Source organism: Dolichospermum sp. UHCC 0406, assembly GCF_009712025.1.
In the GTDB taxonomy this organism is placed as follows: domain Bacteria; phylum Cyanobacteriota; class Cyanobacteriia; order Cyanobacteriales; family Nostocaceae; genus Dolichospermum; species Dolichospermum lemmermannii.
Window position 1 is genome coordinate 23,270 of sequence record NZ_VILA01000010.1, and the last position, 21,665, is coordinate 44,934.

23 protein-coding genes are annotated in these 21,665 nt (G+C 37.9%); 9 read left to right on the forward strand and 14 right to left on the reverse strand.

The window, feature by feature from the left end; genetic code table 11:
• Positions 1–581 precede the first annotated feature (581 nt).
• The 3 genes from FJR09_RS08765 to tnpA form a co-directional block, all read right to left on the reverse strand.
• Positions 582–1,388 (reverse strand): serine protease, encoded by an 807-nt coding sequence (locus FJR09_RS08765; RefSeq protein ID WP_168652513.1) that lies wholly within the window; start codon positions 1,386–1,388, stop codon positions 582–584.
• Between the two features lie 24 nt (positions 1,389–1,412).
• Complete coding sequence (locus FJR09_RS08770) at positions 1,413–1,982, reverse strand: COP23 domain-containing protein (protein WP_235081960.1); 570 nt, start codon at positions 1,980–1,982, stop codon at positions 1,413–1,415.
• 333 nt (positions 1,983–2,315) lie between these two features.
• The gene (gene tnpA / locus FJR09_RS08775; RefSeq protein WP_015079137.1) at positions 2,316–2,717 is read right to left on the reverse strand and encodes an IS200/IS605-like element ISAsp6 family transposase; all 402 of its coding nucleotides are present in this window, start codon (positions 2,715–2,717) and stop codon (positions 2,316–2,318) included.
• Between the two features lie 109 nt (positions 2,718–2,826).
• On the opposite strand from tnpA, the gene FJR09_RS08780 reads away from it, so the two are divergent.
• The gene (locus tag FJR09_RS08780) at positions 2,827–4,149 is read left to right on the forward strand and encodes an RNA-guided endonuclease TnpB family protein (protein ID WP_015079138.1); all 1,323 of its coding nucleotides are present in this window, start codon (positions 2,827–2,829) and stop codon (positions 4,147–4,149) included.
• Between the two features lie 11 nt (positions 4,150–4,160).
• Here FJR09_RS08780 and FJR09_RS08785 read toward each other — a convergent pair whose 3' ends face one another.
• The 3 genes from FJR09_RS08785 to FJR09_RS08795 all read right to left on the reverse strand — a co-directional run bounded on the left by FJR09_RS08785 (position 4,161) and on the right by FJR09_RS08795 (position 7,802).
• Complete coding sequence (locus FJR09_RS08785; protein ID WP_168652514.1) at positions 4,161–5,696, reverse strand: serine/threonine-protein kinase; 1,536 nt, start codon at positions 5,694–5,696, stop codon at positions 4,161–4,163.
• A 108-nt stretch (positions 5,697–5,804) separates the two neighbouring features.
• Positions 5,805–6,650 (reverse strand): metal ABC transporter permease, encoded by an 846-nt coding sequence (locus FJR09_RS08790; RefSeq protein WP_015079140.1) that lies wholly within the window; start codon positions 6,648–6,650, stop codon positions 5,805–5,807.
• 324 nt (positions 6,651–6,974) lie between these two features.
• Entirely contained in the window at positions 6,975–7,802 is an 828-nt protein-coding gene (locus FJR09_RS08795) for a metal ABC transporter ATP-binding protein (protein WP_168651511.1), read from the reverse strand.
• A gap of 267 nt (positions 7,803–8,069) precedes the next feature.
• On the opposite strand from FJR09_RS08795, the gene FJR09_RS08800 reads away from it, so the two are divergent.
• On the forward strand, positions 8,070–8,966 hold the full coding sequence (locus FJR09_RS08800; RefSeq protein WP_235082016.1) for a metal ABC transporter substrate-binding protein: 897 nt from the start codon (positions 8,070–8,072) through the stop codon (positions 8,964–8,966).
• Between the two features lie 48 nt (positions 8,967–9,014).
• Here the strand turns inward: FJR09_RS08800 and acsF are convergent, their stop codons facing one another.
• Entirely contained in the window at positions 9,015–10,091 is a 1,077-nt protein-coding gene (acsF, locus tag FJR09_RS08805; RefSeq protein WP_168652515.1) for a magnesium-protoporphyrin IX monomethyl ester (oxidative) cyclase, read from the reverse strand.
• Positions 10,092–10,486: 395 nt separating this feature from the next.
• Here acsF and FJR09_RS08810 point away from each other — a divergent pair, with 395 nt between their 5' ends.
• The 3 genes from FJR09_RS08810 (at position 10,487) to FJR09_RS08820 (ending at position 13,317) form a co-directional block, all read left to right on the forward strand.
• Positions 10,487–11,161, forward strand: coding sequence for a heme oxygenase (biliverdin-producing) (locus tag FJR09_RS08810; protein ID WP_015079144.1), 675 nt, complete (start codon positions 10,487–10,489; stop codon positions 11,159–11,161).
• Between the two features lie 355 nt (positions 11,162–11,516).
• Positions 11,517–12,899, forward strand: coding sequence for an oxygen-independent coproporphyrinogen III oxidase (gene hemN, locus FJR09_RS08815; RefSeq protein ID WP_168652516.1), 1,383 nt, complete (start codon positions 11,517–11,519; stop codon positions 12,897–12,899).
• A 145-nt stretch (positions 12,900–13,044) separates the two neighbouring features.
• Positions 13,045–13,317 carry a GlsB/YeaQ/YmgE family stress response membrane protein gene (locus FJR09_RS08820; RefSeq protein ID WP_148762930.1) on the forward strand — a complete coding sequence of 91 codons (273 nt, stop codon included), beginning with the start codon at positions 13,045–13,047 and terminating at the stop codon, positions 13,315–13,317.
• 145 nt (positions 13,318–13,462) lie between these two features.
• Here FJR09_RS08820 and FJR09_RS08825 read toward each other — a convergent pair whose 3' ends face one another.
• From FJR09_RS08825 to psaK, 3 genes are all read right to left on the reverse strand, one after another.
• Positions 13,463–14,122 carry a Uma2 family endonuclease gene (locus FJR09_RS08825; RefSeq protein ID WP_168654066.1) on the reverse strand — a complete coding sequence of 220 codons (660 nt, stop codon included), beginning with the start codon at positions 14,120–14,122 and terminating at the stop codon, positions 13,463–13,465.
• A gap of 214 nt (positions 14,123–14,336) precedes the next feature.
• Entirely contained in the window at positions 14,337–15,533 is a 1,197-nt protein-coding gene (locus FJR09_RS08830; RefSeq protein WP_168652518.1) for a site-2 protease family protein, read from the reverse strand.
• A 579-nt stretch (positions 15,534–16,112) separates the two neighbouring features.
• Positions 16,113–16,361 carry a photosystem I reaction center subunit PsaK gene (gene psaK / locus FJR09_RS08835; protein ID WP_015079149.1) on the reverse strand — a complete coding sequence of 83 codons (249 nt, stop codon included), beginning with the start codon at positions 16,359–16,361 and terminating at the stop codon, positions 16,113–16,115.
• Between the two features lie 129 nt (positions 16,362–16,490).
• On the opposite strand from psaK, the gene FJR09_RS08840 reads away from it, so the two are divergent.
• A complete protein-coding gene (locus FJR09_RS08840) occupies positions 16,491–17,123 on the forward strand; it encodes a phosphoribosylanthranilate isomerase (protein WP_041458277.1) in 633 nt (210 codons plus the stop codon).
• Positions 17,124–17,282: 159 nt separating this feature from the next.
• Here the strand turns inward: FJR09_RS08840 and folE are convergent, their stop codons facing one another.
• Complete coding sequence (gene folE, locus FJR09_RS08845; RefSeq protein WP_015079151.1) at positions 17,283–17,990, reverse strand: GTP cyclohydrolase I FolE; 708 nt, start codon at positions 17,988–17,990, stop codon at positions 17,283–17,285.
• A gap of 102 nt (positions 17,991–18,092) precedes the next feature.
• Here folE and FJR09_RS25115 point away from each other — a divergent pair, with 102 nt between their 5' ends.
• The 3 genes from FJR09_RS25115 to FJR09_RS25125 are packed head-to-tail and all read left to right on the forward strand — an operon-like array spanning position 18,093 to position 18,506.
• A complete protein-coding gene (locus tag FJR09_RS25115; protein ID WP_254433069.1) occupies positions 18,093–18,236 on the forward strand; it encodes a hypothetical protein in 144 nt (47 codons plus the stop codon).
• Between the two features lie 32 nt (positions 18,237–18,268).
• Complete coding sequence (locus FJR09_RS25120; RefSeq protein ID WP_168204385.1) at positions 18,269–18,412, forward strand: hypothetical protein; 144 nt, start codon at positions 18,269–18,271, stop codon at positions 18,410–18,412.
• Entirely contained in the window at positions 18,357–18,506 is a 150-nt protein-coding gene (locus FJR09_RS25125) for a hypothetical protein (protein ID WP_235081964.1), read from the forward strand. Before FJR09_RS25120 ends, FJR09_RS25125 begins: the two co-directional genes overlap by 56 nt.
• On the opposite strand, the gene FJR09_RS08855 is transcribed toward FJR09_RS25125, so the two are convergent.
• The 3 genes from FJR09_RS08855 to FJR09_RS08865 all read right to left on the reverse strand — a co-directional run bounded on the left by FJR09_RS08855 (position 18,503) and on the right by FJR09_RS08865 (position 21,489).
• Positions 18,503–19,228, reverse strand: coding sequence for an SDR family oxidoreductase (locus tag FJR09_RS08855; RefSeq protein ID WP_015079152.1), 726 nt, complete (start codon positions 19,226–19,228; stop codon positions 18,503–18,505). The genes FJR09_RS25125 and FJR09_RS08855 overlap by 4 nt on opposite strands.
• Positions 19,229–19,386: 158 nt before the next feature.
• Positions 19,387–20,367, reverse strand: coding sequence for an acetyl-CoA carboxylase carboxyltransferase subunit alpha (locus FJR09_RS08860; protein WP_015079153.1), 981 nt, complete (start codon positions 20,365–20,367; stop codon positions 19,387–19,389).
• A 102-nt stretch (positions 20,368–20,469) separates the two neighbouring features.
• Entirely contained in the window at positions 20,470–21,489 is a 1,020-nt protein-coding gene (locus tag FJR09_RS08865; protein ID WP_039202860.1) for a long-chain acyl-[acyl-carrier-protein] reductase, read from the reverse strand.
• Positions 21,490–21,665 lie beyond the last annotated feature (176 nt).

Consider the following 21,665-nt stretch of genomic DNA (forward strand, 5'->3'; position numbering starts at 1 on the left):
TCATGCAAAGATGTAAGGTTTTAAAAGCTTGATTTAGATTTAGACAGCCAGACAGCCAGGGAATAAATTCCCTGTCTGAAAGCTCAAGTCGGTTAAAACCGACTGGGGATTTGATTAGACATCTCCGGTAATTAAATGTGCGTGGTTTGAAACCCTTGTAGAGACGTTCTATAGAACGTCTCTACATTCATTTTCACCAGAGGTCTATGTCTATTGGGGTTCGCTCAATAGTAATGCACCATGATCAAGGATTATGGGTAAAATGAGATTCATTTAGGTAGAGTGTGTTAGCGACAGCGTAACGCATCATTATCAATGATTCTTATCATCTGAATATATCTAATAAGTTATTCAAATCATTTTTCAGCAAAAAAGCACAAGTACCCTATATTCTCAATAATCTTGAGAATTTTATCAATAAGCTGACGAAAAAAGTTAATTTCAGGGCTTGAAATTCTCAACTATTTTTTGTACAATTTTTTTAGATAAAATCTGCTTGGGCTTTTTTTAGGAAAAAGACTTACAGCATATTTAAACTTGTTGATATATTCTATTTTTTGTCTCACGCAAAATTACAAGCATCAGGAATTGCCTTTAGCAAATAATAATTGCTTGACTGTTTCTAAGGGAATACCCCAACTATATTGACTTATTTGTTCTCGCTGTGCGTCCGTTGGGTAAGAACCATCTTCAAAAACATAAGGATCACCCCAAATTGGGTTAGCATGAAGTCCATTAATTCCCACTAATTCCCCCGCGCCATTTAATAGGGGTCCTCCACTCATCCCTTTTTCTACATCATTGGTAAAGCCAATTTGGTATCCTCCCTCTAGGGCTTTATCTAGCACCAGTTGAATTTTACCGGGTTTAATCACAAACCTCCCGGATTTGCTTTGGCTATTTTTGAGGGGAAAACCTGCGGACATTACCCAAGCTCCAATGGCAGCTTGTTGATTTGATTTGGTAGCAATCATGTATTCTGAGTCAGCCACAAATTCTAATAAGGCTAAATCTAAACCATTTCCCCTCAGTTGTTTTTTCCGTGCCACAGAGTTAGCACGGTAAATTTTTCCGTCGGGAGTTTGAATAGAATAGGGAGCTTCACCGGCTTGTAAAACGTGATTATTGGTAATTACTCCATAGGTTGAGGTTAATTTATCTTGATAAAATAGTACACCAGAACCTAATGAGCGATCGCGCTTTTCTCTAGGGCTACTCAGAATCTTAACTGTAATTAAACGGGCTTCTTGTTCAAGTTGAATTTGTTCCTGTCCAGACCACAAATTAACCATTGAAAAAGGGGGTTTTGGAACTGACGACACTGGAGCCAAAGGCAAAAGAGAACCAGCTAGTGCAAAAACAGCGACCATTCCTATCCGCCAACTCATGATTTTCCCCCCATCATCTCAAATTTACCAGATCGGCTCACTTTTACCGTTGATCACCTGATCAATGTCAACGCTGGCAGTGCCATCACGGTTGATTGTTGGTTTAATGTGTCCTTCTTGGTCGCCACTGAGGTAAACAGCTTCCCCACTTGCGGCAACACGGGTATTCAATAGTTGTTCAAGGACTTGCTTAGGGTCACGATCCTTTGTCATGGTCAGTAAAACATTTTTCTTATCACAAGCTCTCTGATTAGTTCCTAAACCACAGATAACATATTGACCGTTAACTGTTCCCGTTTTCAGGATTTTCAGTTCACCTTTATTTTGCAGTTTCTGGAAACGATCTGATACCTCTTGACAACGTTTTTGAGGTGTCCATGTACCACTAATCTGACTTGTGTTTGTCCACACAATTAAGGCTACACTACCTCTGGTTGGGTGACGAACCACGGTTACTGGATAGTTATCACTTAAACCACAGGTAAATTGGCGGCTTTGAGCTTGGCTGGGCTGATTACTAGCTAAAGTAACACTCAAGGCTAAAGCCAGACCAGTTAAGGGTGCTGATAGGTTATTTTTCATAACTAAAGCCATAAGAAATCAGGTTATTAAGAGGGTTACAAAAAGCTGATTATTTGAATCAATTCTATGTTAATATAACTAGTGTCTAAATGTCAATTGAGAAGGTATATTACCCTGCTGGATCTCAGAGGATATTTGAAAAGTTTTTAATGTATAAATAGGCTTGCTGATAGCGAAACGTGGCCTTAGCCGTACTCCTGATAGCGAAGCGTGGCGTTAGCCATACTTCTAGCCCCTTTTTAAACACCCTCTCATAAGACCTCACGGTAAGTGGGAAACGAGCGCGTCTTTAGACCAGGGAGGGAAGCGGCGCGAGCGGTTTTAACCGCTGTGGTATTTTCTGTATTATCCGTGATGCGGATCTTCAATATATTTCCTCACCGATTCACTACTAACATTTCCCGCAGTGCTTACAAAATAGCTACTTGTCCAAAGAGACGGTAGTTTTTTTAATTGGGGAAATTCTTTTCTCAAGTAGAAACTAGAACGCCCTTTAAATGCCTTGATAACTAAATGTGGGGTATCTGTAGGCTTAACGCTAATAAATAAATGGATATGGTCTGGGGCTACTTCTAAGGCTAAAATATCCCAACCTTTTTCTATAGCTAGTTCAGCAAAAATCTGTCTTATCCTTGTTGCTATATCCCCTGTTAAAACTTTTTTCCGGCGCTTGGGTATCCAGACAAAGTGGTAGTTAACCAAGAATTTAATGTAGTTATGGGTTTTGTAGTCTTCTTGCGTTAACATATTTTTGTGTTGTTTTCTCTATATCTATTGACAATCCTAGTTTAATCAATTATTATTGAGAAGTCAACTTTCATTACATCAAAAATTGGTGGTAAAAAATAAAAAGTCAATGGGAGTGCAACAAGTTTTGTTATCTCCTGATGATGAAACTAAGGCAGTATTAGAATATCTTTGTCAGCAGTCGGGGAAACTCTATAACAGTGGTGTTTATTTCGCTCGACAAACATTTTTTAAAACCGGAAAACTTTTAACGGGTAAATTTGATTTAGCCTACGAACCTTCAGTTTCTAAAACTATGGTTGCTCAATCAGTGCCATCTACCCCAGCACAACAAACTTTATTGTCTGTAATTGAGGCTTTTAAATCTTTCAAAGGATTACGCTCTTTGTTCCTTAACGGACAATTACATTTTAAACCGAAAGCTCCCGGCTATCTAACAGGTTCTAAACTTTTCAAAGTTGCCTATCCTAATAGCGGTGGACAAAAACCAACTCTAATTAATGGACAACTTAGATTTTCGTTAGGACTAACTGTAAAAAGATGGTTTGGAATTTCTGAATTTTTCCTACCAATGCCGTCAAATATAGACATTGCAAAGGTTAAAGAGTTTACTATCCTACCTAAAAACGGTGCTTTTTATTTAGAAATATCTTATGAGGTTGAGAAACAACACCACGTCTTAGACATCAATCAAGCTCTGTCTATTGACCTGGGAACGGCTGATAATCTAGCGGCTTGTGTTGATACATTGGGTAATTCCCTATTGATTGATGCCCGTGCAATGAAGTCAATGAATCAACTTTGGAATAAGAAAGTATCAACACGAAAAGAAGGGAAATCAGAAGCTTATTGGGATAATTGGTTAGACAAAGTAACTCGTAAACGTAACCATCAAATGCGTGACGGCATTAATAAAGCTGCAAAACTAATTATTGACCATTGCTTAAAATACGGCATTGGTACATTGGTTATTGGTTGGAATGAAGGCTTTAAATCTAACGCTAACATGGGGAGAATTAATAATCAAAAGTTTGTCCAAATGCCGTTAGGTAAACTCAAGGATAGGTTAAAACAATTATGCGATTTGCACGGTATTAGATTTCAAGAAACCGAAGAGGCGTATACATCCAAAGCTAGTTTTCTAGATGGAGACTCCCTACCTAAGTTTGGTGTTAGCGAAGCGGGGCGAAGCCCAAAACCAGACGGGTGGAAAGCATCTGGAAGACGGATTGAGCGTGGTTTGTACAAGTCGGGTAATGGTTCAATGATCAATGCAGATTTGAACGGCGCAGCTAATATTCTGCGAAAAGTAGCCAGCAATCTAAGCTTAGACTTGGGCTTACTGGGTAGACGGTGTTTGACTACCGTAGCGAGAATTAGACTTTGGGCGTTACCTAAGTTTACTCTGTCCGCAGAATCTCAGTCCCTTTAGGGCTGAGAGTGTCAAAGACCAATAGGCTCTATATGAAAAGACCTCATCATGGTTTGTTCTACATCCTTGAGAAAGGGATCATAGAGTTTTTCTTCTGCTCGGTAAGTCAGAATATAAACTTTTGAATCACTAATAGTCCAAACTTCCATGGACTTAAACCTGAAGTTATGAATTTGATCTTGACCTGTATACACTATTTGATATCCCTCTCGATCATCTAGTTTTTTCGATTGTTGTTCGAGAATTTGGACGTTTCTAACGGATTTTTTAATTTGTTCGATAGCAACCTGATTATACTCTGATAAAGTCTGAGATTTTTGTATATCTTCAATACGGATAAATAGCCCTACTTCGAGATTCAGACTAGAAGTATTAGGGAATATTTTGGCAATAGTTCCCCCGGTTAACGGACTATATTCTTGTTTTTCAGCCTTCCAATCTTGAGGATATTTGATCTCAATTCCAAATTGTTTATCTGTAAATAGTTTACCAGGAATGGTTTTAATACTTTCTTGGGATTTTTGAATTTGATAGCGATACAAAGTTATGAAAACCCCAGCAGCGGTCAAAATAATTGCTGTTATCAATAAAACTTTAATAAATTGAGGTTGGGAAGTAGGGATAATTATTGTCTTATCACCATTATTTGTACGCGGACTCAATCCCGGTGGTTTATCATCAGGTTTATTCAGAGCTTCCATTACTTCCCGTGCTGACTGGAATCTATAATAAGGATCTTCTTGGAGCATACGCCTTAGTATCTTACCCAAATGTTCACTAATATGGGGATATTTTTGCCAATTCCAAAGATTATTAACGTCACGGGAATCGTCTGGAAATTCACCTGTTAATAATTGCACACAAGAAGCAGCTAAAGCATATAAATCACTGGAATAATCAACTTTTTCCTTTTTGATTTGTTCTGGGGGAGCATAGGAAATAGTTCCAAATACTATAGATTTTTCTGTGGTGGAAATGTCACCTTTAATTACTTGTTTAACTGCTCCAAAGTCAATTAAATAGAATTTGTCATCTTCTGCATTGGAGCGCACAATATTACTAGGTTTAATATCCCGGTGAATAACATTGTGATTATGGATAAAGTCCAAACCAGGTAAAATATTATTTAATAGAGTCAAAACTTTTGCTTCTGAAAAACGTCCTTGTTGTTCCAGTTCTTTACTTAGATCTTCACCTTTGATATATTGTTGAACTAAATAATTAAACTCTTGTGGAGTATTTAATTGAGGGTCAGTTACAGTTAAGGAAAAATAATCATACAAGCAAGGAATGTTACCGCTTCTATCCCCTAAATCTTCTAGAACCTGAGCCTCTCTTTCAAAGGCTTTTTTAATCCCTGCAACTATTTCAGAAGAATAATGATTATCAATTCGTAATCGCTTGATCACACAGTGTCGCTGAGTAAGCGTATCTAAATCAATAGCTAAAAAAGTGTCCCCAAAACTCCCTCCTCCTAAAGGCCTGAGAAGTTGGTATCTTCCTTTGTTTCCAGCTAAAATCGGGAGTTGTCCTTGAATCTCATTCATTTTCTTTCACCTGGGTTGCTGCACCTTAATCTGACACCTCAAGAATTATAATAGCGGTACTTGTGAACACTTTTCCAGTTTAGTAATCAAATTACCGATTTAATAATTTTATCTCCTATTCCCACTAGGGATCAAAATCCCATGTCGAGGACTAAACAACAAAGCCAACGTAAACAAACCCGAAACAACTAACACAATCGCCGGACCAGAAGGTAAATTATAAAAGTAACTGAGATACATTCCACTAATACTAGAAATTACCCCAATTACCGCCCCTAAAATCATTACTTCATGTAAACGTTTCACCAATAAATAAGCAGTTGCGCCTGGGGTAATTAAAAGTGATAATACTAAAATTACTCCCACAGCTTTCATGCTGGCAACAATAGTTAAAGCAATTAACAACATTAAACCAAAGTTTAAGCGATTGACTGGTAAACCAGCAGCTTGTGCGCCCAAAGGATCAAATGTGTAAAATAACAGTTCTTTATATAATAAGAAAACTACCATTAAAACAATAGCTGCAATAATAGCTGTATCTCTGACTTCATCAACAGTCACCCCTAAAATATTACCAAAAAGAAAGTGATTCAAATCAATTTTATTATCCTTTTGAATGACTGTAATTAAAGTAACTCCCAGAGCAAAAAAAGCAGAAAAAACTATGCCCATAGCAGCATCTTCTTTAATGGGAGATCGGGTTTTAATTACCGCTATGGCCATTGTACTTAAAACACCAGCAATAAATGCTCCGACAAAGATATTAGCACCAATCATGAAGGCTATAGCCAGTCCTGGTAAGACTGAATGGCTAATAGCATCTCCCAGTAATGCGAGGCGTTGTACCATTAAATAACTACCGACAATGGCACACAATAAGCCTACTAATATGGCGATGATTAAGGAACGCTGCATGAAGCCATATTGCAACGGTTCTATTAGTGCTTGAAGCATAGATGAAAATGAACCACGAAGGAGCGATAGCGAAGCGTCTCGTTAGAGATAGTAAGCGAAGGAAGAGAGGAAGAAAATACCAATTTTATGTGATGCTGCACAGAATTATAAAACACGACGATTCAGTTAAGCCTAAAAATCTTTTTTAAAACGAACCACAGAGGCACAGAGGACACAGAGACAAGAGAGGAACAAATTCTTAACTGAACTGTATTGAATTATAAAATCAATTAATTCATCCGCGTTTATCTGCGTTTATCTGCGTTCAATTATTCTTGATTTTTTATTCTATGCACCTTCATTTTAATTTGGTATTAGCCGTTATTATGCTGCGTCGGAAAAGTACATAACTTTGCCACTATAAGCACGATATAAGTTTTCTTCTGTTAAGACTTGTTGGCGTGAACCTGTGGCGATCAATTCGCAATTTAGTAAGATTAAATCATCAAAATGGGTGATTGATTCACCTAAATCATGATTAACTACTAGGACGATTTTATTGTTTTTTGCTAGTTCTTGAAAGACTTCAAATATGATAGTTTGGGTTTTTTGATCTATCCCTACAAATGGTTCATCAAAACAGAAAATTTCTGCTTCTTGAGTTAACGCCCTGGCTAAAAATACCCGTTGTTGTTGTCCTCCTGAAAGTTCACCAATGGGACGATTTTTTAATTCTTCTATTCCCACTCGTTCTAATGCTTGTTTGGCGATTTGGCGGCTAATTGTGGAAAAACTCCGTAACCATCCTGTTTTTTTGACACGCCCCATCATCACTACATCCCACACGGTTGCGGGATAATTCCAGTCAATTTGGCTACGTTGTGGTATGTATGCAACTTTCTCTAGTTGCTGCATTAAAGGCTGATTTTTGTATAAAACTTGACCACTACTCATGGGAACTAATCCCAAAATGGCTTTCATTAATGTACTTTTACCCGCCCCATTGGGTCCAAAAATGCCTGTGATTCTTCCCGGCTTAATTGTGCAATTAACGTCTCTCAATGCTTCTTGTGTGCGGTAATATACGCCTATGTTAGTGATGTTAATTGCTGTTGAGGAATTCATGTCAATGGATTTAATAACTTGTGTAGGTATATCTACTTGATTTTTGGGAGATAGGCTAAATTTTCGGTAAAAAGAAACGTTTTGCATAACCCTAGTTAAAATACTTATTTTTTGAGTTTACTATAAAAATGAGAGAAATATGAAAATATATATAATTAGAAGTAATCACTGAGATAAATGAAACTAATGTTTAATACAATGTATGACTTATTACTGAAACCCCTCTCCAAACCTCTCCCCTGTGAGGAGAGAGGCTTTTATTCTTACTCCCCTTCCCTGCGAGGGAAGGGGTTGGGGGTTAGGTTCTCTTTACTTAATCCCCTTTGTCTAGGAATTTTCCTATCTTTGGCTTTAATGGGTTGTACTCCCAACTCCCAACCCCAGGGAAATACTCAGCCACAGGTTGTAGCAACAAGTACCATTATTGCTGATTTAGCTGAAGAAATTGGCAAAGAAGAAGTACAAATTACGGGAATTCTCAAACCAGGTGCGGACCCTCATGTTTACGAACCTGTACCCGCAGATAGTCGAGTTTTGGAAAAAGCTAACTTGATTTTGTATAACGGTTACAATTTAGAACCGGGACTTATTAAGTTAATGAATGCGACTGGAGGGAAAGCGAAAAAAATAGCTGTGGGAGAAGTTGTTAAATCTTTGAAATTAGATAAAGGTAAAGGGCAAATTATCCCAGATCCTCATGTTTGGGGCAGTGCAGAAAATGTTATCTCTATGGTGAAAGCAATTCGAGATAGTTTAATTGAATTGTCACCAGAAGATCAAGAAAAATTTACTCAAAATGCCGAAAGGCTAACTGATGAATTACAACAATTACATCTTTGGATCATTCAAGAAATTCAAACTATTCCCGCAGATAAAAGGAAACTCATCACTACCCATGATGCTTTTCAATATTACGGAAATGCTTATAAAATAGCGATCGCTGGAACTTTAATTGGCATTAGTACGGAGGAACAACCAAGCGCCCAAACTGTAAAAAAGTTAGTTGAATCAGTTAAAAAAATAGGTGTTCCCGCTATTTTTGCCGAAACGACAATTAACCCAGCTTTAATTAAAACAGTAGCCGAAGAAGCCGGAGTAAAATTAGCACCAACTCCACTTTTTTCTGATTCTATTGGGGCAAAGGGTAGTAATGGTGATACTTATATAAAAATGATGGCAGCAAATACCCGCGCTATTGTTGAAGCATTGGGGGGAAAATATACGCCATTTCCATTAAAGAGTCAAAAATAAGGATTAGATCCCCGACTTCTGAGAGAAGTCGGGGATCTGATTGATTAATTAACAAACTTGTTTACGAGTTGCTTCTGTGTCTATGGGTTTAATCAGAAATAGCTTGAACATATACCAAAAAATCATTAGAGTTAAGGGAATTTTTTGGATAAATTTCGCAATTTTCCAATCATTGATTTGATTGAGATCAATTATTTTCTGATTATAGACAGCACATTGTTCTAAATACCAGAAAAAATAGGGATGATTGGTATTTAAAATAATTGGAAATGCTTTAGCTGCGGTTTTGTTAGTTTCTTCAACTACTTGAGTATTGTATTGACGAGGATGAATCCCTAATATTTCATAGAAATTACCTCTTTCAAATACTGTCATAGTGTGGGTAGCAAACACAGTTATCAAGAAAAACCGCACCCATAAGCGAGATTTCCAATTATTCCATAATTGGGGTTGAGAACGTAACAAAGCTTTGAAAAAATCACCGTGTCTATTCTCATCTTGACACCAGCTTTCAAACTTCCGAAATAGGGGATAAAACTGGTATTCCGGATTTTTTTCCATGTGACGAAATACTAAAATATAACGCCAATAACCTATTTTTTCTGATAGGTAAACTGTGTAAATAACCCACTCAATTGGGAAAAATGTATAGGTACGATTTTTAGTGAGATAACTCAAGTCAAGAGAAAGGTTAAAATCTGCCATTGACTTATTCAGAAATCCCGCATGACGGGCTTCATCTCGCGCTAAATAAGCAAATGCTTCTGATAGTAAAGCGTTACTGTCTTTAAGACGACGAGATAATTCTTTAAACAGTAAAAACCCGGAAAATTCTGAAGTACAAGAACGTTCTAAAAAGTCAATGAAAGCAAGTCGTTTTTCACCAACAATGTGATCCCAACCTTGCTTAAATTCATCATCGCGCACAAAGTGATGACGGTTATAATCAGCCTTGAGTTCGTCAATTACAGACCTTAATTCCGTTTCATACCCAGAAATATCCATTTTTGCCACTGTGTCAAAATCAGTGGTATAAAAACGGGGTGTTAATAATGTTTCTTGAACTGGTGCTTTTACACCTGATTTCGATAAATCAAGTGGGGGTTTATCGAACGATTTAACCATAAGTAGTCCCTTTACCATTGTCTGCCTTAAAATTATATAAGCATAAATATTTGTTATTAGTCATCAGTTAAATTATTGAAACTAATTCTTACAAAAATACTGAATTATCTTTAATTCTCCCATAGTTTAAATACCTATTTACTAAACAAATGTATTTATGAAACCATAAATAAATATGAATACTCTTATAGTTATACAAAGAATAATAGTTAAATGATTTCAGGAGCAGTAAAACTAGCCGAAATCTGCATCGGTAGTAATTTGTGCTGGAGAAATTATTCTCAAAACCCTATTCCCATAGAATAGCAATTTTTCTGTGATCATAACGACGGTGAACTGATAAACAAGTCGTTGAAATTTGCAAACCCTGACACGTCAAGAAGAAGGAACTAAGAATGAGTAATGATTTGGCAATGAAACTGCGTGTAGGAACTCAACAAGCACATACAGATTCAGAAAATCTGGGTTTCATGAAATGTTTTGTCAAAGGAGTTGTAGATAGAGATTGTTTTATTCAGTTGTTGAGGAATTTCTATTTTGTTTACAGTGAACTAGAAACAGCAATTGAGAAACATAAACAGCATCCTGTCATTAATTTGATTTATTTTCCCGAACTAAATCGCCAATCTTCCCTAGAACAAGATATGTTATTTTACTATGGGAATCAATGGCAAAAACGCATCACCCCTTCACCCGCTGCTCAAGCTTATATTGCGCGTATCCAACAAATTTCTACTCATGAACCTGCACTATTGTTAGCTCATTCCTATACTCGTTATTTGGGTGATCTTTCTGGTGGGCAAATGCTACAAAAAATTGCTCAATCAGCCTTAAAACTGTCTGGACATGAAGGAACATCCTTTTACAACTTTCAGCAAATTCCAGACAAGCAGGCTTTCAAAGGAAAGTATCGTCAAGCATTAGATAAACTATCTATTGACGATAAAACCACTGACAAAATTGTGGCAGAAGCTAACCATGCTTTCAAGCTAAATATGCAGATACTTAAAGAGTTGGAAAGTATTTTAATCCAAGCTCTGGGTAGAGCTACTTACAACGAATTAACTTGAGTCTCTGCATCATTTACAAAAATATAATTCATCACCCAATTAATTTTGACAATGATGAATTATATAAAAATCCTAAACAAGATGCAAACATCTATTTATTCTCTTCCTCTGTGTTCTCTGTGCCTCTGTGGTTCGTTAAAAATAATACTAACCACAAACGGAATAGGATAAAAATATTCTATTTGCTAATAGCTAAATCCTCAATTACAACATTAAATTGGGAAAATTAATTGTGATTATTCCCAACTAGTAAGGGCGAAGCATTCGGATTGAAAATTAATGGTTTTAGCGATAGTTTATCGGTCGAATGCTTCGCCCCTACAAGGACATATACCCACATTTATTGGAGGCTGTAATGGTTTTTCTATTACCTGGTGTTAAGTTTGATTTTGATCTAATTCAAAAGTATGATACTCGCGCTCCTCGATATACGAGTTATCCCCCAGCAACGGAATTAAGTGAAAATTTCACTGCAAGAGATTTCCAATCTGCAATTACCGCTTCCAATCAAAGACAAACACCTCTATCCCTATATTTCCATATTCCTTTTTGCCAAAGCGCTTGTTATTTCTGCGGTTGCAATACCGTGATTACCAATAACAAGAAAATGGCTATTCCATATCTAGAACATTTGGAACAGGAAATCAAAAATACCTCAGCTTTAATTGACAAAGATAGAAAAGTCCTACAGATTCATTGGGGTGGAGGTACACCGAATTATTTAGAACTTGATCAAGTAGAATTTCTATGGAAAAATATTACCCGTAATTTCCAAATTGCTTCAGATGCAGAAGTATCCATTGAAATTAATCCCCGCTATGTGACTAGAGACTATATCTTATTTTTGCGAGATATTGGCTTTAATCGCATTAGTTTTGGGATTCAAGATTTTAACCCAGAAGTACAAAAAGCGGTGAATCGGATTCAACCAGAAGCACTACTTTTTGATGTGATGAGTTGGATTAAGGAGGCTAAATTTGATAGTGTCAATGTAGACTTAATTTACGGTTTACCTTATCAAACTCTTGACACTTTTCGAGAAACATTACACAAGACAATGGCATTGGATGCTGATAGAATTGTCGTGTTTAATTTTGCCTATGTTCCTTGGATTAAACCTGTACAAAAAATGATTCCCCAAGCCGCATTACCGGGAGCAGAAGAAAAGTTAGATATTCTCAAAATGACGATTGAGGAATTAACTAATAATGAGTATCTGTTTATTGGGATGGATCATTTTGCTAAAAATAACAATGAATTAGCGATCGCTCAACGTCATGGTACACTAAAACGTAATTTCCAAGGTTATACTACCCACGCGGAAACGGAATTGTTTGGTTTCGGTGCCACATCTATTAGTATGTTAGAAGATGCCTATGCTCAAAACCACAAGGAATTAAAGGATTATTACAAAGCAGTTGCCGCAGGTGTAATTCCTACCAGTAAAGGCATTAAACTCACTCAAGATGACATTATTAGACGGGATGTAATTATGTCAATAATGTCTCACTTTCAGTTAAATAAGTCAGAGATTGAGCAGAAATATCATATCAATTTTGATAAATATTTTGCCTATGAACTCAAAGAATTAGCACCACTACAAGCGGATGGATTAGTAAATGTATTAGCAGACGAAATCCATATTACTGATATTGGTAGATTGCTAGTTAGAAATATTGCAGTTGTTTTCGATACTCATACAAGAACTAGAGAGACAAAATTCTCGCGTTCTATTTAATTAGCATTGGTATGTAGTGATGATTTATGAAAAGAACAAAACTACATACCTTTTGATTTATACAGTTTATGTCATTAGGTAGAAATAAATAATATTAAGCTTTGATAAATTTGACATAACCTAAGTCAATTTTTTGAGGCAATCAATGAATATTATTACTTGGATAATTTTGGGACTATTAGCTGGTGTAATTGCCAAATCAATCTATCCTGGTTATCAAGGTGGGGGGATGATATCCACCATGATCTTAGGTATTGTTGGTGCTTTTATCGGTGGTACTTTATTTACTCTTCTCCGCACAGGGACTTTACAACTAACATCGGCATCTTTAAGTATTCCTGGAGTAATAGTGGCAGTTCTTGGGGCAATTATTGCCATTTATTTGTGGGGATTATTCCAAAGAGGCAGCAGGGCATAACTTACTAATAGTTAGCTATTGATATAGCATTAATTAAAGTCATTTTCATTAATTTACGTAGGTTGGGTTGACGCAAGGAAACCCAACATTGTTACATTATCAAAACTTTGGTTGGGTTGCGATGCAACTTAACCCAACCTACATTTTAAATTGTTTCTGGGTCAATATTTAGTTCTCGCAACTTTGCTGCTAAACGTTCTGCGGTTTCTTCAGGGGTAAAAACTAGCTTTCCTTCTGGTGTAAAATACCGTAATAAACCCTCATAAATTCCCAAATATAAACCTAGCTGACGACTCCATAAATGTCCTTTTTCATTTGCTTCTAGAGGTTGGTACTCTCCATCTAATAAATGAAAACCTGCAAATTCTAGTGTATAAGGATCAAACCAAAAATAATCCGGTGTGCGGAAAGTATTTTGATAAAGTTCTTTTTTATATTCTTTATCTGTATTAACTGTAGTTGGTGAGAGAATTTCTAAAATTACATTGGGATATTTACCGTCTTCTTCCCAAACTACCCAACTTTTCCGAGTTTTCCGTTCTGTTCCCAGTACAACAAAGAAATCAGGACCTCGGAAATATTCTGATTTTCTCTGATTAGGACTATAGTAAATGGTGAGATTTCCCGCAGCATAGAAATCATATCTATCTTTCCACAACCATTCTAAACATTTGAAAAGGAGAATTATTTGTCTCAGATGTAGTTCTGTTTCCACGGGAGGTTCATTACTATATAAATCACTGGGAGGAAAAATTATATCTTGAGAGATGTTTTCTTTACGTTCTAATTCTTGAGTAATCATCATAATATGATACCAAGTAGGTATTTGTTGATTATAGCATTAATTTTTATCATCAGGATTTAGAGGATTTAAAGATTAACAAGATGTTCTATTTATTCATCCTGAACATCCTCAAATCCTGGATATCCTGATTCTGACAATTTCCAAAATTTTCTAACCATCAAAAATCATTCATCCTGAACATCCTCAAATCCTGGACATCCTGATTCTGACAATTTCATTTTTCTACAGACTTCGCTATTACCCCTAATTGTAAACCTGGAGGAAAACTCCCTTCTTCCTTGATGCGTTTAATTTCCGCAGCAGTAATTGGCAAATTTAACCTTTGTGCTAATGCTTGGACAATATCCCCTCTATCAATGACACCAGCAACAGCATCCGCAGGAGAAAGAACAGTAATCTGAGGTAATTGTTCAGTTTCTAATTTCTTAATTACCTCTGCTAAAGAAGTAGATTCAACAACAGTAGGAATTGTATTTAGGGGATGAACAATAGTTTGTAAAATTTGGGTTTCCCATTCACTTCTTTGGGTAGTTCGCAAATCATTAATATTAACTAAACCGCGATAACGACCATCAGCAGCCGCAAAATAAACTTCTGGTGTAGTAGTTTCTAAAAGATAAGAATCAGCGAATTCTCGCAATGTTTGATTAGCATCAACTACCCGAAAATTACGAGTCATACCATCAGATACTACTAACTTTAGTAAAGTTTCTTGTAATGTAGTTACCCGGTCATAACTGTTAGCATTCCGAACCGCAAACCAACCGATCAAAACAATCCATAAACCCGTGATAAATTCTCTAGTGAAGAAATCAATCGCAAATCCCAAAGCGATCGCACTATAACCTAAAATTTGTCCGGCTTTTGCTGCCCAGTGTACAGCTTTAAAGCGATCGCCTGTAATTTTCCACAAAGCCGCTTTTAACACCTGTCCCCCGTCCAAAGGTAAACCAGGAATTAAATTAAATAAAGCCACAACTAAGTTAATTCTTGATAAATCTCCCATCATTTCATGCAAAGGATTACTATCAGGAATAACACTCGCACCCAGACGCAATAAGAAAAATAGGATAACACTTACCGCCGGACCAGCGATCGCTACTTGAAAAGCTTTACCAGGAGTTTTTGATTCCTCCTCGATGGCCGCAACTCCCCCAAACAAAAACAAAGTAATAGAATTCACCTTAATTCCTTGGGATTGTGCCACCAAGCTATGTCCCAACTCATGCAGTAGCACCGAAGCAAATAACAACAGTGCCATAATCAAACCAGCACTCCAACCCGCGACAGTCCCCCATTGTTGGTAAGCAAATCCAAAATTCAGAGTAGTTAACCCCAAAATTACAAACCATAAGGGGTCTAAAAATAAAGGAATACCAAATAAAGAACCTATTTGCCAATTAGTTTGCATAACATCAATTTATCTAGTTTTTCAATACCTTCAACAAAATCCTGAACCCCATTAATATCCTAACGATTTTATTGGTTTTCGGATCTATATTTGCACAGAATCATAAAATCCATTAATTCATCCGTCTTTATCTGCGTTTATCTGCGTTTATCTGCGGTCAATTATTCTGACAATTTAATTCCTCAAAAACCAAAAATTGTCAAATAATTATTCAATCTTAAATAAAACAGACGAGTCAATATTTTCTAAGCTAAAAAAAGCTGAACAACTTCTAATTACTGCCATAGAATTACCAAATATTTGCGTCCAAAATCTTAATATAATAAAATACAAAGGTGTTTGCTGCGGTTCTTTTTCAGCTAGTCCTTAATTATGAGACAGATCAGTAAATCTAAAAAAAATGCTAATTGCTACCAATAGGATCAATAAAAATTTAACTGGAAAATATTTACTATTCAATTTTGATTTAAACTTAATTATGTCAACCAGCAAAGTGGTTAGGACATTAGCGGTAAGTAATTTGATTTTTACCTACCGCTGAATTTTTACTCTCTATAGCAAGAGAGGATGAAATCGAACTTACAAGCGACCAATATTAGTTAGTCCTAACACAATACCAATACCAATCACATGACCAAAAGCCATTGCCCCAATGAATCCTGGTACACTCACAGGTAATACAGGCATCCTTGGTCCGACTTTAGCAGATTTGAGTGCAAAAGTGAATAAAAGTACAACTGCGCTGCTGGCGCTGATAATGATACCGACTGTAGGACTCCACACTGGTGTAACAGGAACGGATGCTGCGGCTAATAAAACTGATAACATGAAAGTGTGTTCTCCTGATTGAAAAAATGAATATAATCCTACCGAATTATAAAATTACTAAGGACAAAGCAAAAGTTTTTAACTTGAATTAAGATACTTTTGTGATTATTTGTAACTTTTCAGATGAAAATTCGGGTTAAAATTTGCGGTATTACTCAACCAGAGCAGTCTCTAGCTATAACTTCCCTTGGTGCAACAGCGCTAGGATTTATCTGTGTTCCCAGTTCCCCTCGCTACGTTAGTATAGCTCAAATTCAGGCAGCTATCGCTCCAATTACCCCAAATATTGATAAGATCGGCGTTTTTGCTAACACCACTATTTCCGAAATTAGTCAAATAGTTAAAAAGTCTGGTTTAACTGGTGTCCAGCTACATGGAGACGAAACACCAGAATTTTGCCATCAATTACGTCAATCTTTATCCCAAGTAGAAATTATTAAAGCTATACGAGTCCGCAGTTTAGAGCATCTACAAACCACCACGCATTATATGGATTATGTAGATACCCTACTACTTGATGCCTACCATCCCCAACACCTAGGAGGAACAGGACAAACCCTAGATTGGCTAATGTTAAATCAGGAATTTAGCCCCTCTCTCCCTTGGTTCTTAGCCGGAGGACTCACACCAGATAATATTTTGACTGCTTTAAGTCAAATTAACCCCCATGGTATTGATTTATCCAGTGGTGTCGAACACTCACCAGGTAACAAAGATTTAGACAAAGTAGCTCTATTATTTCAAAATCTGGGGAATAGGTAATTGGTCAGTTGTCAGTAGGGGCGAAGCATTTGGAAGATAAATTATCGGTCATTGCCAAAAATAGTTCTCCAAATGCTTCGCCCGTACAGTTGTCAGTTGTCAGTTGAAAAAATCTGTTCCCTGTTCCCTGCTCCCCGTTCCCTGTTCCCTGTTCCCTCATTAAAAGAATGACGGTTGGTGACGAATCAAGCTGAAGAATTCTTCACGGGTTTTCTGTTCTTCCTGGAATACTCCTACCATTGAACTGGTAACTGTCCAAGAACCAGGTTTTTGCACTCCACGCATTACCATGCACATATGACTGGCTTCCATGACGACAGCAACACCTTTAGGTTCGAGAACGGTTTGCAGTGCCTCAGCAATTTGTCGAGTTAGTCTTTCTTGGACTTGTAACCGGCGAGAATACATTTCCACAATCCGTGCTAGTTTACTTAATCCCACCACTTTTTGATTGGGAATATAAGCCACGTGCGCTCTACCCATAAATGGCAACATATGATGTTCGCATAAGCTAAAGAAGTTAATATCTCTAACTAACACCATTTCATCATGTCCTTCATCAAAAATAGCACCATTGATGAGGTCTTCTAAAGATTGATTATAGCCACTGGTAAGAAACTTCATCGCCTTAGCTACGCGCTTGGGTGTTTTCAGAAGTCCTTCCCGTTCAGGATCTTCTCCTACTCCCACAATCATTGTTCGCACCGCTGCCATCATTTCATCCATGATTTCCTCAGATGGTGGATGTATTTGTGGTTCTTTGCCATTATGGGTATTGCGGTCTGGTCGGACATTGATAGCTTCTGCTAAATCAGGAATGAGAGGTGATTGGGAAGTGTTAGAACCGTTTGAACCAGCGATAGTCATGATTGAATTTTAGTAATTTGTCAGTTGTTCGTTGTCAGTTGTCAGTAGGGGCGAAGCATTTGGAAGATAAATTATCGGTCATTGCCAAAAATAGTTCTGCAAATGCTTCGCCCGTACAGTTGTCAGTTGTTAGTAGGGGCGAAGCATTTGGAAGATAAATTATCAGTCATTGCCAAAAAAAGTTCCCCAAATGCTTCGCCCGTACAGTTGTCAGTTGTTAGTAGGGGCGAAGCATTTGGAAGATAAATTATCAGTCATTGCCAAAAATAGTTCCCCAAATGCTTCGCCCGTACAGTTGTCAGTTGTTAGTAGGGGCGAAGCATTTGGAAGATAAATTATCGGTCATTGCCAAAAATAGTTCTGCAAATGCTTCGCCCGTACAGTTGTCAGTTGTTAGTAGGGGCGAAGCATTTGGAAGATAAATTATCGGTCATTGCCAAAAATAGTTCTGCAAATGCTTCGCCCGTACAGTTGTCAGTGGTAATTAAAGAGATAAATGATAAAATCACCAATTAGAGAACACCAGCATTGGACATAATCGTCAATTCTTGAATTACTGCTTCTTGTGGTAATAAGACAGTGTGCAGAATTGTTGTTGCCACAATTTCTGGAGTTAACATTTGGGAACGGTCAAAGTTGGCTTGGACTGTAGGTGTATCCCAAATTTCCGTATTCACAGAACCAGGACAAATGGCAATGACGCGAATGCCATTAGCACGTTCTTCTTGTGCGAGGGTTTGGGATAGGAAAAGAAGTCCTGCTTTGCTGACGCAGTAAGCGCCCCAACCCGGAAAAGCTTGTTTGCCAGCTATAGAGGCAATATTAATAATTGTGCCTTGGCCTTGTTGGCGCATTCCTGGCAAAATTCCCATCATGCACTGAAAGACACTGGTGAGATTTAAATTAATTACCTGTTGCCAGTCTTCTAAAGGTGTTTCACTCAGGTTGCCCGTATATCCAATCCCAGCGTTATTGATGAGAATATTTATGTTGCCAAATTCGTCAGCTATTCCTTGAATTTTGGATTTAACCTGGGTAACTTCAGCTAAGTCTACACAAAAGGCTTTGGCTTCTACTCCTAACTCCTGTGCAGCTTTAGCTACGGACTCTAGTTTATCCTGAGAACGGCTGACCAATGCTACATCTATCCCAGCCTTGGCAAATGCCAAAGCTGTTGCTTTGCCAATTCCGCTACTAGCACCAGTAATTAAGGCGCGTCTTTTTTGCTCAAAATTCATGATATTTTCCAACTTTTTGGCAATGCTGTCAGCCAACAGATGCTCATAAACCCAAGTAAATACAAATGCCTATAGCTCTTGAAGATTGTTAAAAATCTTTAAGCAGCCATAGGCAATTATAGCATTGCTGTGATTCTATGCCATTTTCTTGAGTATTTTTAGTGAGCAAGTTCTGTGAAAACGCCGATATTACGGAATTTATCATAACGGAGTTGGCGACGTTCAGCAGGTGTCAGACGGTTCAGTTCGTCTAAGTTTTCTAGCAAGGCTTGTTTCAAGTTTGTCGCTGCTGTTAAAGGGTCTGAGTGTGCGCCACCCAAGGGTTCAGGGAGAATTTGGTCAATAATGCCCAAGTTTTTGAGGTCGTGGGAGATAATTTTTAAGGCTACGGCGGCCAGGTGAGATTTACTGGCATCTTTCCACAAAATTGCAGCGCAGGCTTCCGGGGTAGCGACGGTATAAACTGAGTGTTCAAACATCAATAGGCGATCGCCTACACCAATACCTAACGCCCCACCAGAACCACCTTCACCAATAACTGTGCAAATGATGGGTACGTCAAAACTGAACATTTCCCGCAGGTTATAGGCGATCGCTTCTCCTTGTCCTTGATGTTCGGCTTCTATGCCTGCCCAAGCCCCAGGAGTATCAATAAAGGTCAAAATTGGCATACTAAACTTATTGGCGTGTTCCATGAGGCGCAGAGCCTTACGGTAGCCCCCAGGAGCAGCCATACCAAAGTTCCGAGCCACGTTATCTTTAGTATCTCGACCTTTTTGATGTCCTAACATCATCACCGGTTGTCCAGCGATGCGACCAACGCCACCAACTAAAGCTGGATCATCTCCGCCACAGCGATCGCCATGCAACTCCATCCATTCATCACTAATAGATTGAATATAATCTAAAGTGCTAGGGCGGCGGGGATGACGGGCTACCTGCAATCGTTGAGATGGTGTCAGACTACTAAAAATCTCTTCCCGTAATTGCGTCGCCCGTGTCTCTAGTTGGCGAATTTGTCCAGAAACATCAACACCATTTTCTTCAGCCAATTGGCGAATTTGGTCAATCCGAGTAGCCAGTTCTGCTAAAGGCTTTTCAAAATCTAACAGTAGCGGTTTGCGCTCAGTGGTTGCCATAATTATGTTCGTTGTCAGTTGTCAGTTGTCAGTTGTTGGTTGTCAGTTGTCAGTTGTCAGTTGTCTTTTCTTTGCCACTGACCACTGACCAATGACCAATGACTAAACTAGTAATGGTCTAAAACCGTGTTTAATGGACACACGACCAATTTGCTCCATTTTGTCTACGGTAATCTGATTACGCCCCCAAGAAAAGTTTGTATATAACTTCTCAAATTCCAGCAGCATTGATTCGGCAAAACAAGCAAATAATTGCCGCCCTGGCACATCCATATTGACAATTTTCATGATTTTCCAGTCAATATCTAGAGAATGCTCCACAATGCCACCATTTAATACATATACCCCCGGATGCTGAACTTTTGTGCCTAAGTTTTTAGGATAGCCACCATCAATCAATAGACAGGGTTGTTTTAATGTTGTCGGGTCAATTTCTACGCCTTTGGGCATACTCGCCACCCAAACGACAATATCCGCTTGGGGTAATGCTTCCTGTAATCCCATGATTTTACCGCGTCCTAGTTCTGCTTGCAGTTCTTGGAGACGTTCTTGATTTCTAGCAATTAATAGTAATTCTTGGACATCTGTTTTTTTATCTAGCCAGCGGGTGACTGCGCTACCAATATCCCCCGTTGCACCGCACACAGCTACAGTTGCTTTGGACAATTCAATCCCTAGTTGTTTAGAGGCTTCTTCTACTTGCCGACAAATAATGTAAGCTGTATGAGTATTGCCTGTGGTGAAGCGTTCAAAATCTAGGTTAATATTGCGGACTTGTTTGAACTGCTCTAAATTAAAGTTCTCAAAAATAATTGAGGAAAATCCTCCCAAAGCTGTAATATCAATGCCATGCTTTTGAGCATGAGCCATAGCGTTGAGAATTTTCCGCGTGGCAGCTTTAATACGACGATTGGCCAGCATTTCTGGCAAAAAGCAAGATTCTACATACTTTCCTTCTATTTTCTGCCCGGTGATACTGGTGACAGTGATATGATCAACTATTTGCGGCGGGGCGCTACACCAAAAGTCTAGCCCTTGATCGGCATATTCTGGATATCCCAATTCTTGAGCTACTGATTGAGCGTGTTCTAAACTAGTCAGATGTCCAATTAAACCAAACATGGAGTGATATATTAGGCGTGTGCTGTCGTGCAAAACTGTGGAATTAGTGGGCAATACCAACTTTGGATTTGAGATTTTGGATTTTGGAGAAATCGCAAACTATAGTATCTAACTATTAAAAATACTACATAAGGGGTCAATGTTCACAGTTGACGGTTGACTACAGAACTATTACT

Coding starts and splice junctions, on each gene's coding strand:
- FJR09_RS08830 (WP_168652518.1), bottom strand. CDS start 15,533: ATGCAAACTAATTGGCAAATAGGTTCTTTATTTGGTATTCCTTTATTT.
- FJR09_RS08800 (WP_235082016.1), top strand. CDS start 8,070: ATGGGTTGTACTCCCAACTCCCAACCCCAGGGAAATACTCAGCCACAG.
- FJR09_RS08790 (WP_015079140.1), bottom strand. CDS start 6,650: ATGCTTCAAGCACTAATAGAACCGTTGCAATATGGCTTCATGCAGCGT.
- FJR09_RS08780 (WP_015079138.1), top strand. CDS start 2,827: ATGGGAGTGCAACAAGTTTTGTTATCTCCTGATGATGAAACTAAGGCA.
- FJR09_RS08785 (WP_168652514.1), bottom strand. CDS start 5,696: ATGAATGAGATTCAAGGACAACTCCCGATTTTAGCTGGAAACAAAGGA.
- psaK (WP_015079149.1), bottom strand. CDS start 16,361: ATGTTATCAGTTTTATTAGCCGCAGCATCCGTTCCTGTTACACCAGTG.
- FJR09_RS08820 (WP_148762930.1), top strand. CDS start 13,045: ATGAATATTATTACTTGGATAATTTTGGGACTATTAGCTGGTGTAATT.
- tnpA (WP_015079137.1), bottom strand. CDS start 2,717: ATGTTAACGCAAGAAGACTACAAAACCCATAACTACATTAAATTCTTG.
- FJR09_RS08860 (WP_015079153.1), bottom strand. CDS start 20,367: ATGGCAACCACTGAGCGCAAACCGCTACTGTTAGATTTTGAAAAGCCT.
- acsF (WP_168652515.1), bottom strand. CDS start 10,091: ATGGTTAAATCGTTCGATAAACCCCCACTTGATTTATCGAAATCAGGT.
- FJR09_RS25115 (WP_254433069.1), top strand. CDS start 18,093: ATGCTTCGCCCGTACAGTTGTCAGTTGTTAGTAGGGGCGAAGCATTTG.
- FJR09_RS08825 (WP_168654066.1), bottom strand. CDS start 14,122: ATGATGATTACTCAAGAATTAGAACGTAAAGAAAACATCTCTCAAGAT.
- hemN (WP_168652516.1), top strand. CDS start 11,517: ATGGTTTTTCTATTACCTGGTGTTAAGTTTGATTTTGATCTAATTCAA.
- FJR09_RS25125 (WP_235081964.1), top strand. CDS start 18,357: ATGCTTCGCCCGTACAGTTGTCAGTTGTTAGTAGGGGCGAAGCATTTG.
- FJR09_RS08865 (WP_039202860.1), bottom strand. CDS start 21,489: ATGTTTGGTTTAATTGGACATCTGACTAGTTTAGAACACGCTCAATCA.
- FJR09_RS08765 (WP_168652513.1), bottom strand. CDS start 1,388: ATGAGTTGGCGGATAGGAATGGTCGCTGTTTTTGCACTAGCTGGTTCT.
- FJR09_RS25120 (WP_168204385.1), top strand. CDS start 18,269: ATGCTTCGCCCGTACAGTTGTCAGTTGTTAGTAGGGGCGAAGCATTTG.
- FJR09_RS08810 (WP_015079144.1), top strand. CDS start 10,487: ATGAGTAATGATTTGGCAATGAAACTGCGTGTAGGAACTCAACAAGCA.
- FJR09_RS08770 (WP_235081960.1), bottom strand. CDS start 1,982: ATGGCTTTAGTTATGAAAAATAACCTATCAGCACCCTTAACTGGTCTG.
- folE (WP_015079151.1), bottom strand. CDS start 17,990: ATGACTATCGCTGGTTCAAACGGTTCTAACACTTCCCAATCACCTCTC.
- FJR09_RS08855 (WP_015079152.1), bottom strand. CDS start 19,228: ATGAATTTTGAGCAAAAAAGACGCGCCTTAATTACTGGTGCTAGTAGC.
- FJR09_RS08795 (WP_168651511.1), bottom strand. CDS start 7,802: ATGCAAAACGTTTCTTTTTACCGAAAATTTAGCCTATCTCCCAAAAAT.